Origin of the sequence: Enterobacter cloacae complex sp. 6730903, from assembly GCF_048283985.1 — a bacterium.
GTDB classification, from domain to species: domain Bacteria; phylum Pseudomonadota; class Gammaproteobacteria; order Enterobacterales; family Enterobacteriaceae; genus Enterobacter; species Enterobacter hormaechei_C.
On sequence record NZ_JBLVXX010000079.1, the window covers coordinates 1 to 8,887 of the forward strand.

12 protein-coding genes are annotated in these 8,887 nt (G+C 52.5%); 11 read left to right on the top strand and 1 reads right to left on the bottom strand.

Annotated elements, in window-relative coordinates:
• From ACNQ0W_RS24085 to ACNQ0W_RS24115, 7 genes are all read left to right on the top strand, one after another.
• Positions 1-506, top strand: a 506-nt coding sequence (locus tag ACNQ0W_RS24085; protein ID WP_417933271.1) for a hypothetical protein, incomplete at its 5' end; no start/stop codon positions are given.
• 7 nt (positions 507-513) lie between these two features.
• Positions 514-942, top strand: coding sequence for a phage tail terminator-like protein (locus tag ACNQ0W_RS24090; RefSeq protein WP_223866360.1), 429 nt, complete (start codon positions 514-516; stop codon positions 940-942).
• 46 nt (positions 943-988) lie between these two features.
• Positions 989-1,921: a phage tail tube protein gene (locus ACNQ0W_RS24095; protein WP_063613870.1), complete on the top strand. Its 933-nt coding sequence runs from the start codon at positions 989-991 to the stop codon at positions 1,919-1,921.
• Between the two features lie 46 nt (positions 1,922-1,967).
• Positions 1,968-2,306 carry a phage tail assembly chaperone gene (locus ACNQ0W_RS24100; protein ID WP_063613871.1) on the top strand — a complete coding sequence of 113 codons (339 nt, stop codon included), beginning with the start codon at positions 1,968-1,970 and terminating at the stop codon, positions 2,304-2,306.
• Between the two features lie 17 nt (positions 2,307-2,323).
• Positions 2,324-2,611, top strand: coding sequence for a DUF1799 domain-containing protein (locus tag ACNQ0W_RS24105; protein ID WP_016247126.1), 288 nt, complete (start codon positions 2,324-2,326; stop codon positions 2,609-2,611).
• A complete protein-coding gene (locus ACNQ0W_RS24110) occupies positions 2,611-5,685 on the top strand; it encodes a phage tail tape measure protein (RefSeq protein WP_180261523.1) in 3,075 nt (1,024 codons plus the stop codon). The genes ACNQ0W_RS24105 and ACNQ0W_RS24110 overlap by 1 nt, the downstream gene beginning before the upstream one ends.
• A gap of 56 nt (positions 5,686-5,741) precedes the next feature.
• Positions 5,742-6,128, top strand: coding sequence for a hypothetical protein (locus ACNQ0W_RS24115; RefSeq protein WP_126508917.1), 387 nt, complete (start codon positions 5,742-5,744; stop codon positions 6,126-6,128).
• A 192-nt stretch (positions 6,129-6,320) separates the two neighbouring features.
• Here the strand turns inward: ACNQ0W_RS24115 and ACNQ0W_RS24120 are convergent, their stop codons facing one another.
• Positions 6,321-6,689: an Arc family DNA-binding protein gene (locus tag ACNQ0W_RS24120; protein WP_224213912.1), complete on the bottom strand. Its 369-nt coding sequence runs from the start codon at positions 6,687-6,689 to the stop codon at positions 6,321-6,323.
• 113 nt (positions 6,690-6,802) lie between these two features.
• Here ACNQ0W_RS24120 and ACNQ0W_RS24125 point away from each other — a divergent pair, with 113 nt between their 5' ends.
• From ACNQ0W_RS24125 to ACNQ0W_RS24140, 4 genes are all read left to right on the top strand, one after another.
• Positions 6,803-6,976: an Arc family DNA-binding protein gene (locus ACNQ0W_RS24125; protein WP_047359780.1), complete on the top strand. Its 174-nt coding sequence runs from the start codon at positions 6,803-6,805 to the stop codon at positions 6,974-6,976.
• Positions 6,966-7,679 (top strand): P22AR C-terminal domain-containing protein, encoded by a 714-nt coding sequence (locus tag ACNQ0W_RS24130; RefSeq protein WP_048218106.1) that lies wholly within the window; start codon positions 6,966-6,968, stop codon positions 7,677-7,679. The genes ACNQ0W_RS24125 and ACNQ0W_RS24130 overlap by 11 nt, the downstream gene beginning before the upstream one ends.
• Positions 7,680-7,747: 68 nt before the next feature.
• Positions 7,748-8,497: a hypothetical protein gene (locus tag ACNQ0W_RS24135; protein ID WP_048218103.1), complete on the top strand. Its 750-nt coding sequence runs from the start codon at positions 7,748-7,750 to the stop codon at positions 8,495-8,497.
• A 54-nt stretch (positions 8,498-8,551) separates the two neighbouring features.
• Positions 8,552-8,887 (top strand): phage tail protein (locus ACNQ0W_RS24140; RefSeq protein ID WP_417933272.1); only part of this gene is annotated, 336 nt, incomplete at its 3' end.

An 8,887-nucleotide genomic window follows, 5' to 3' on the forward strand; every position in this document is an offset into this window, starting at 1 on the left:
GTATCAAAATCCTCGGGCGGTTGGTGGACATGTCACCTGTCGGGCAGCCAGAAATCTGGCAGGTAAACCAGACGGCATCAGCCTATAACACCGCGGTGCGAGAGCATAACGCGGCGCTACGTGATGATCCGTCCAACCTTACAAAAGCAGGGCGGCTCAGGCGAGGCCTGCGTGTCAACGATTCGATGGACATCAAAAAGCCAGAGGGTTATGTCGGGGGGCGATTCAAAAATAACTGGTATGTGGGGCTCAACAGCCAGCCTACAGAGACGAACGATACCCCAGATGCTTCCGGGCAGGGTTCCAACTCCCGCGGGCTGGCGGTGCTCGAAGTGTTCCGGGTGGGGCAGGTGAACTCGATTTACTTTACCAATAACCTGCCATATGCCCAGGCGCTGGAGAATGGTCATTCGAATCAGGCGCCCGGCGGCATGGTTGGATTGACCGCATTGGATGCTGCGCAATATTTCCGAGAGGCAATGAGCGAGGTACACAATGGTCGGTGATCAGTCCATGCGAATAGCTGACCTGCTGGAGAGTCGGGTAGCCATAATCTCGGCCTCTCTCGGCTTGCCGATCGCCTGGCCGAATATCGTATTTGATCCACCGGATGCGCCATACGCCCGTGTTTATGTTTTACCTGCACAAACTGTAGGTCAGGACATAGAAGGTCTGATGCGTACCTATCAGGGGATCTTGCAGGTAAACATCATTACTCCCGCAGGCTCAGGCGTGAGCCAGGCGAGAGGGCTGGCCCAGTCGGTGGCAGATGCATTCCCTGAAGGACTGCCGCTGGTGGACGGTGATCTGACGGTTTACATCAACGGGCCGCCGCAAGTGAGACAACCCATCCAGGACCGGCCAACCTCGGCGCCCAACGGGTCCAGTGGCTCCATAACCTACACCATTCCCGTCAGCATGCAGTACCGCGCTGACTACTGACCCGCCAGATGGCGGGTTTTTTATTACCTAAATTCAGGAGAGTGCTATGGCATTCGCAATCCCTAACGGCTCGCGTGTGAACGTGGCCAAGGCCTATCAAGCCCCAATCACCTTTACCGCTGCCTCTAACGCGACGGAATGCGAACTGACCGTTGCATCGGCCTCCGGCATTCTGGCCGGTGACGTAGTTCAGGTGAGTTCCGGTTGGTTAAAGCTCGATAACATGGTGCTGCGCGTAAAATCGGTGACCAGTAATAAAATCGTGCTGGAAGCATTCGATACTACCGACACCACCAAATTCCCGGCAGGCACTGGCGCGGGCACGCTGCGCAAAATCGACTCATGGATCACCATGCCTCAGGTGATGACACTATCAACTGAAGGTGGTGACCAGCAGACCATCAGCGTGCAGTTCCTGGAAGATGACAAAGCGCGAACCATCCCAACGTTTAAAAACGCGGTGGTTCAGGTTTACACCTTTGCACACGACCCTCAACTGGCGATCTACAAACGCCTCATTGACCTGGATGACTCCAGCGACACAACGGCGGTCTGGTTCCATAACCCACGCGGCAAAGCCGATCGTTTCTACTCAGCCAAAGTATCGTTCCAGCGCGTACCGCGCACGGAAATCAACGCCGTGGAAAGTAACGAGGCGCGCATGAACTTCGAATCGGACATGCAGATTTACCCGATCGCCGATTCATCCGTGACGCCGCTGGCGTTCCTGACCGACCTGCCGGCCACCAAATCGGTTGCCACAGGCGCAGCGCTGGATCTGGCGGTGGTAATGAAGGGCGGCTCAGCACCTTACACCTACGTTTGGAAGAAAGGCAGCACCGCTATTCCGGGCAAAACCGCCTCGACGTTCAACATTCCATCTGTGGTATCCGGTGATGCTGGCGTTTACACCTGTGAAGTCACCGACGCCGCGGGCAAAACCATCACCTCGGCTGCGTGTACTGTCACGATCAGCTAACCAATCAGGCCCGCTACGGCGGGTTTTTCTTTTCTAAGGAACCGAAATGACCAAATTTTCTCTGATCCCCAACCCAACTTTTTCTGTGACCGCGAGCATTCCGCGCGCTGGCGCCGAAGACGGCAAGCTGACGTTCACTTTCCGCCATAAAACGCTGGAAGATCTGCGCTCTATGGACGAAAAGCTGCAAAAGGATGCTGAAGGTAAAAAGGCTGCTACCGAGCCGCAGGCCGACTACCTCATGGAAATTGTCGAGGGGTGGGCGCTGCCGGACGAGTTCAACCGCGAGAACGTTATTGTCCTCCTGCGGAACTATCCACGCGCGTTCGACAGCATCGGTCTGGCATACACCAAAGAGCTGATGGGTATCCGCGAAAAAAACTGAGGCAGGTCGCCGCAGCGTTGTACACGCCGGGACCGACGCTCGCGGAGCTGAGCGCTTTTGGTTTGACGCCTGAGGACGTGGAGGAAGAGGTGGGGATCCTGCCCTCGGTGTGGCGGTCCTTCACCATCTTCTCTTCCCTGGCGACCCAGTGGCGAGTCGGCGCGAGCGGGGCGACCGGCCTTGATTACAACGTTCTCCCCTGGATGTTCGAGTTACACGGGGTTGAGGATGCGGCGGCCTGCATGGCTGACCTTCAAATTATGGAAAGCGAGGCTCTCAAGGTAATGCATAAGGAGACGAAATAATGACAGACCAGATCGCCTCGATTACTTTGCGGGCCGATGTTTCTGACCTGAAAACAGCCAGCAACGAACTGGATAAACTCGGCCAAGCGGCGACCGGAGCTGTAGATAAAGCAGATGATCTGAACAGCGTGTTCCGCGCTGGGGCCGATGCCGGCAAGCAGAGCGCGGCGGCCCTATGGGAGCAACAAAAATCCTTCAAAGGACTGCTTGAAAGCATAGATCCAACTCTCGCGGCATTAGGAAAGCTTGATGACCAGCAGCAAAAACTGCGGTCTATTCATAGCAAGGGGTTACTCGATACTGAGGAGTTTACTCATTATCAAAAAATCCTGGACGACACCCGTCTCAAGCTGACCGACACCGGAGAAGCCGCGGCGCGCGCTCAGGCCGAAATAGCCGCTACCCAGGCGGCAGAGAAGCAGTCCGCCGCGTTAAAGAATCTACTGGGCTCAATCGACCCGACGATTCGTGCGTTTAATTCACTGGATGAGCAACACGCACAGCTGGTGGCCCATTTCGAAGCGGGGCGTATCAACGGCGCTCAGTTCGAGCACTTCAACACAATCCTTAACCAGACGCGTGAGCGCCTCTCTGGTGTCGCTGACGTACTGCCAGAGGCGCTATCCCGGCAGGAAGCTGCTGCCCGGCGCGCTGGAATCTCCGTTGGCCAGTACAGCGCAGCGATGCGTACGCTTCCGGCACAGTTCACCGATATCGCTACGCAGCTGGCTGGCGGCCAGTCTCCGTTCCTGATCCTGCTGCAACAGGGCGGGCAGATTAAAGACCAGTTCGGCTCGGTTCAGGGGGCGCTGTCCGGCGTCGGCGAATACATCCGCAGCATGGCTGGGATGATTAACCCAACCACGATCGCACTTGGTGGTTTGATTGGTACGATCGGCCTGCTGGCTGCCGCGGCATACAATTCATCAGAGCAATTCGACCAGGTAGCTCGCTCGGTCATCATGATGGGAGGTGCTGGCTTCGCTTCAATGCAGCAGCTCAACGAAGCCGCTGAGGAGGTGGCCGGCAAGACGAATACATCGATCAGTTCCACCGTCGATACGCTGGTTACACTGAACGATACTGGCAAATATACCGCCAGCCAGATGAAGCAGATCGCAACGGCCATCACCCTCATGGGTAAGGCCGGAAACGATACCAAAACGGCAATGGCCGACTTCGGAAAAATTGTCAGCGACCCGGTTAAGGGGCTGGCCAGCCTCAATGAGCAATATGGTTTCGTTGATGAGGCTATGATTAAGCACATCATCCAGCTTCGTAAACAGAAGGGTGAGCAGGCGGCTGTTACCGAAGCCATTAACCTGTTTGCTGGCGTCATGGAAAAACGCGCACAGGAGACTATTGAGGCAACGGACAATATTGGCAAAGCATGGACTGGGCTAAAAGCATTCGCCTCTGACACTTTCGGCCAGATCGGCATTACTGTGCGGGCTTGGGGCAATCAGGTTATCGAAGTGTTCAAGTTATTGAGCACTTCGTTTGAAGCCCTTTTCGTCAAGATGAAAGAGGTCTCCCTTGAAATTATGGGGGGGATGATCACCGGGTTCACGGATATTGCTAACAAACTTCCGGGCGGGGAAACTCTCATCAAATCCATGGGGTTTGATGGGCTCGCTGAGAGCGTTGCCAGGAACAGAGAGGCAGCAAGCAAGGAATATACTCAGCTTACCGCTGAGTACAACAAGCACATTGCTAATCTCAGTAAATCCCAGTGGCAATGGGAGGAGGAAGCGAAGAATGGTCTTGGCGGGGGTGTAAAAGGCACAGGCTCAGTTGATCGGCAAACTAAGGATGCCGTTTCAAAGCTTGCTGAGGACTCAGCCAAAAAGACCAAAGAGGCGAAAGCCACTCTGGAAGCTGGCGATCGCACCCTGGAGAACTACCGCGCCCAGGCCAGAACGTTAACTGAAACGCTCGAGACCCTCCGACAAACAGGCGAAACCCACGCTAAAAATACCGAGTTCAGTAAACAGCAATCTCGATTTGCTGAATTGGATGAGGCAGCCAAAACACGCGCGCTGACTGCTCAGGAAAAATCTTTACTGTCGAGCCGTGAGGCGATTCTGAACGCCGCCAAGGTGGTTGATCAGAAGAACAAGGAAGTAGAGGCGCAGCAGAAGATTAACGGCCTGGCGCAGCAGGCGAATAAATACGTCACGCAGATGTCGGAAAAAACCGATGCGTTGCGCGACAGTGCAGGCCTCAGCAGTCGGCAAACGCAGCGCATGATGGAAGAGGCGCAGCTTCGCCAGGGCTGGCTCAACGGTGGCGGTAAGCTTGACGATGCCGGTTATAAAAAAGAGCTGGCAGCTCTCAGGAAATATTATGCCGAAGAGGACAAATTACGGGGTGACTGGAAGGCAGGGGCTGTTGCTGGCTGGAATGAATATCTTGACGCCGCCACGAATACCTATGATGCCGTGAAGAACGTCGCCAGCTCCACGCTGACCGGCTTGAGCAACATGCTGACTGAGCTTATGACAACTGGCACCGCGTCAGTTAAAGAGTTCGGAAAATCTATGCTCAAGATGATCCTCGAGATAACCAACCAACTTATAGTGGCCTATACAGTACAGGCTGCGATGGGCTGGATAAGCGGTGGCAGTAGCGGCGGCAGCACTCCTGGCGGATCATATGCTAACGCTGCTGCTGGGCTAACCTTTAATGCTAAAGGCGGTGTCTATGACTCGCCCGGGCTCAGTAAGTACGTCAATGGGGTATACGACTCTCCCCAGTATTTTACTTTCCAGGGGGCGTCCAAGTTTGCGAAGGGCGGTGTATTCGCAGAGGCCGGCGCTGAAGCAATCATGCCACTTACTCGGGATTCTGCCGGGCGGTTGGGCGTACGCGCCCAGGGCGGTGGCGGTATGGCTCCGGTTATTAATACCACCGTTAACGTTGATGCTGGTGGTTCTGCAACTGTTCAGTCTTCCAGTTCAGGTGATGCTATGGGCCGTGCCCTTGCTGATGAAATGCAGAACGCTGCGTTGCAGGTTATCCAGAAGCACCTTAAGCCTGGAGGCATGATCTACAACTTCAGTAAAGGCAGGTAGTGTTTACGTCGTCCCCTGGTTAATATGATGAAAACCATAAAAATCAGGGGATGATTGTGTTAAAAAAAATCTTTAAGAAGATACTCAAAACCATTGGTTTGCTCATTTTACTTTTAGTTGTTGTCCTTGTGGCAGCGAGACTTAGTCTGAAAACTGATGACGAATTGAAAGCTGAGGAAGCCAAAGCGTTATCTGATAAGAAGCTGGATGAGTTGAGAAGCGCGTGTGAAGCTTACGTAAGGATGTCAGTCATTAACAAAAGCACCCTGGACATGTCGGTGTTTGGCTCGAACAGATGGCTCGGTGATGACGGTAAGTTTTACGCCACGCAGGAGTTTAGCGCCAAAAATAAATTTGGTCTTGAGCAAAAATTTAGAGCTGTATGCATCGAAGATAAAGACGGTAAAACTGATTATCGACTTGAAGAAATGAGCGGCAGTTAAGCTGAATTACGCTGCAACCAAGCCCCGCCCGGGGCTTTCATTACAGCCCACTCAGGTGGGCTTTTTGCATTTTGTGCTACTGCCACATCATCATAACTATTCAAATTACCTGAGGGGTAATTTCTGCATTATTGGACCTACCTTTCCGCACCTCTTGGCGCTTTAATCACGTCAGTAGGTGCTCTTTAACAATTAGTTGAGATCCTCAGACTCCTTGAGGGGGCTATCCTTCGAAGCCAGATACAGGAGAATTCTTAAATCTTTGCTTTCTGATTCCAGCCTATGCGCCATAATAGCTGCTGCATCCAAAACAAGGCTCCGGGCTCTGTCTCTATCATTTTTGGATAGCTTTTCAGCCTCACCTTCTTCTGCGAGTCCCAGCAAATACTCAATTCCTTCCTGTGCTAGAGCTGGTTGTGACAGAGCACTGGAAATGATGTCGACTATCTCAGAATTCATCGATCTTCCATTGCGCTTGGCGCGATCTGCTATAGCGTCACGCATTCCGGCTGGAAGCCTCACATTGAAACGGTCCATCTCTTGGCTAGGGAATTTACTCATTATTAAAACTCGCTGATACAAATTTGTATCATGATAGCACCTACTTGACATCATCATAAATGGTGTTAAATTGGTTGTGGTACCAAGTTGGCATCATTGATTAGGAGTTTACTATGCAAACCACTACATACGCTGGTCGTAAAAATGAAAGCTTCCAGCTTCGTCTACCGGGACAGATGAAAGAGGAGATCCGCAGAATGGCGGAGATGGATGGAATTTCAATCAACTCTGCGATTGTGCAGCGACTGGCTAAAAGCTTGCGTGAGGATCGCGCTAATGGTCAGTAAAAAAGACGAAACCCGGCAGTGTGGGGACACGAACCGGGCTTCTTTGCCAACACACCACCGTAGGAATGATGACATGAACAGTGTACAGAACAATGAATTAACTTTCCAGCAGACAGAGTTTCACCCGGTATCACACGCTGGTGAAACATGGCTCACTTCATCTGAGTTAGCAGCGGCGCTCGGTTACAAAAAGTCAGATGCCGTTACCCAAATATTCAGTAGGTATCACGATGAATTTACGGAACATATGTCAACGACCCTCAAAATGAGTGTCGTTAGAAAGACTGGTGCTGTTGATATTCCGGTTCGCGTTTTTTCGCTTCGTGGCGCTCATCTTGTCGCGATGTTCGCTACCACCCCGAAGGCCAAAGAATTCCGCCGCTGGGTTCTGGACATTCTTGACAGAGAAATTCAGCGCTCGCCAATCGCTAAGCAGTTTACGGACGATGAATTATGCACCCTCGCATATCTTTGGCGTTCAGCTGCGGTGATGTATGAGGCTTGCCGCGAAGTACATCCTCTACTGTTAGTTGCCGAGCATCGACTGGTTCCTCGATTTAGCTCTATTGGCACAAATTACAACCGGGGGATCAATAAGGCTCGCGCCATTCTTAAGCGCGAAACAGATCACATCAAAGAACAACCATGGGGAGATAGTGACTGGAAAAACGTCTTCTCATACGGGAAAGGAATTTTGCAGTGATGCAAATAGAAAAGCCGACAGTTCGCACCTGCCGGCTTCCATTGAAACTTGTCAAAAGGATCCAACCAATGACAAAAGTAAGTTTACCAGGTAACGGGCATCTCGTCGAGAAAACCATTGATAGTCAGTATCTGCTGGAGATGGTCAATGACGCCCGTAAGCAGTGCGGTGAGAAGATGGTGCGCAACAATGACTTTGTTGAGCGCATCAAAGATGAGTTGGAAGGGGAGTTTTACGAAACTTTCGTAAAACCTGCCGGAAAGTCTGGCGGTCGTCCTGTCGAGGTCATCGGCATGTCCATCAAGCAGGCTCTCCGCGTGGCCGCGCGCGAATCGAAAGCTGTTCGTCGCTCTTTGGTCGATAAGCTGGAAGATATGCAGGCGCTCCCGGTAATGCCGAAAAGTAATACCGGTATCACCGAATACCGCCTGGCAAAAGCGGATCAGTTGAAAGCCCAGGCACTGGAGAAAAATATCGCCAGCGCCCGTGAGATTATGTCTCTTCTTCCTCGCCTGGACCCAATGGCTCACCAGGCGCTGGCGGCGTCACTGATTAACCCTCTGATTGGTTACGACGCAATCCCGCTGCCAGTGATTGAGGAGCATTACCACACCGCCGGTGAAGTAGGCGAAATGCTTGGTGTATCAGCTCAGAAGATTGGGCGCATTGCCAATGCCAATAATCTTAAGACTGATGTCCACGGAAAATTCTTCCTGGACAAGTCGGCCCACTCCAGCAAACAGGTGGAAGCGTTCCGTTATAACGCCGAGGGTGTCAAAGCACTTCGCCATCTGATTCATTGTGCTGGTGTGGCCTAGGATTGATTTAACCACCAAGCCTCGCATACGCGGGGCTTTTTTTATGGAGTAAATATGGCAGTTGAAACATACAGCTGGCGCTCGCAGCTCGGTGCTGGGGCGATTGAATATAGTCAAACGGTGCGCGCTGCGCAGTTTGGTGATGGCTATGAGCAGGTTGCTGATAATGGCATTAACTCTACTGCTATTCAGGTGCCAATGAAGCATACCGGCACCGAAACGGAGGTGAACAGTATTCGTGATTTCCTCCTGGCTCATACCGTTAAAGCTTTTATCATCACGCCGCCCGGCGAAGCGAAGGGGCTTTATCGGGTAGTCGCCGATTCCGTACGGAAAAATCAGATCAGCAGCAAGTTTGCTGAGCTGACGTTCACCATCAAACGGGCTTAC

Coding starts and splice junctions, on each gene's coding strand:
- ACNQ0W_RS24090 (WP_223866360.1), top strand. CDS start 514: ATGCGAATAGCTGACCTGCTGGAGAGTCGGGTAGCCATAATCTCGGCC.
- ACNQ0W_RS24095 (WP_063613870.1), top strand. CDS start 989: ATGGCATTCGCAATCCCTAACGGCTCGCGTGTGAACGTGGCCAAGGCC.
- ACNQ0W_RS24100 (WP_063613871.1), top strand. CDS start 1,968: ATGACCAAATTTTCTCTGATCCCCAACCCAACTTTTTCTGTGACCGCG.
- ACNQ0W_RS24110 (WP_180261523.1), top strand. CDS start 2,611: ATGACAGACCAGATCGCCTCGATTACTTTGCGGGCCGATGTTTCTGAC.
- ACNQ0W_RS24120 (WP_224213912.1), bottom strand. CDS start 6,689: ATGAGTAAATTCCCTAGCCAAGAGATGGACCGTTTCAATGTGAGGCTT.
- ACNQ0W_RS24125 (WP_047359780.1), top strand. CDS start 6,803: ATGCAAACCACTACATACGCTGGTCGTAAAAATGAAAGCTTCCAGCTT.
- ACNQ0W_RS24130 (WP_048218106.1), top strand. CDS start 6,966: ATGGTCAGTAAAAAAGACGAAACCCGGCAGTGTGGGGACACGAACCGG.
- ACNQ0W_RS24135 (WP_048218103.1), top strand. CDS start 7,748: ATGACAAAAGTAAGTTTACCAGGTAACGGGCATCTCGTCGAGAAAACC.